Source organism: Nocardioides sp. NPDC023903 (genome assembly GCF_040639295.1).
Classification (GTDB): Bacteria; Actinomycetota; Actinomycetes; order Propionibacteriales; family Nocardioidaceae; genus Nocardioides.
Window position 1 is genome coordinate 1 of sequence record NZ_JBEZZS010000107.1, and the last position, 1,114, is coordinate 1,114.

The 1,114-nt window shown below is 67.0% G+C and carries 1 protein-coding gene; it reads left to right on the forward strand.

The window, feature by feature from the left end; genetic code table 11:
• Positions 1-1,114 (forward strand): hypothetical protein (locus AB0F44_RS30275; RefSeq protein WP_357361082.1); only part of this gene is annotated, 1,114 nt, incomplete at both ends.

Below are 1,114 nucleotides of genomic sequence, written 5' to 3' on the forward strand. Positions count from 1 at the left end.
ATGCGATCATCGCCTACCTGTCGGCACCGATCCGCGAGCTGCGTACCAGTGTGGACGGCACCGGTGACCCGGCTGAGGCACTGGGCCTGCTCAACAACGCGATCAGCCAACTCGACTCGACCGAGGCGCCCTACCGCCTGCAGGCAACCGATCTCGAATCGAGCTGGAGCTCCACAGCTGCTAACTCCGCGATCCCCGCGATCCGCGCCTCTCGCACCAGACTGGTCGAGGGTAGCGACCAAACTGGGGAGTTCGCCACGCTGATCGACGCCGCGGTCGGCACCAACACCACCGCCGCCGCGGCGATCGATGCCGAACTCGACGACTTCGAAACCCGAGCCCGCCGGATTCTGAAAGCTTCACCGAACGAGCAAGGCGTCACCACCGTCATCGAGCTGGCCCGACAGATGTACAGCAACTCCCTCTCCGCTGTCGACAGCGCGCAAGCCGACTACGACACCTACACCAGCAAGCTGCGCGAAACCGACTACACGACACCGAAATCCAGCCTCGGGACCGGTGGCGGACCCGCTACCGGCGACCCATCCCTGACCAGCGACGACGACACCGACACCGTCATCGACGACACCGGCAGTAGCTCGACATCGAGCGATCCGGTCATCGCGATGCAGCAAACCCTAGCCACCGCGGGCATCGACGCCGCGACGACCCTCGGCACCCAATTGATCACCTCCGGGGCCGAAGTGCTGACCACGCTGATCACCGAAGCCGCCGGGGTCGCGACCCACGCCATCGATGTCCTCGGCGACGAAGCCGGTGAAACGATCACCGCCACACTCACCGGCAATACCGGTGACAGCACAGGCACCGCGCCCACGGCGAACGGAGCCGGGGCCGGTTCGAACGTGCCCAGTAACGGCGGCACCGGGGGCGGGGCGCCGCTGTTCAACTTCGGTGGTTCCGACAAGCCCGCCACCGGCGCGAACGGTGCCAGTACCGGTACAGGATCGAACACCGGCGCCGCGCCGATCACGCCGAAACCCGACGCGCCCACCAGTGACGGCGACCAGAAACCCCAGCCCTCCCCCGCACCTGGCACCGCTGTGTCCCCTGGCCAGAATTCGAGCACCGGCGCTGTGGTGCCGCCTACTGC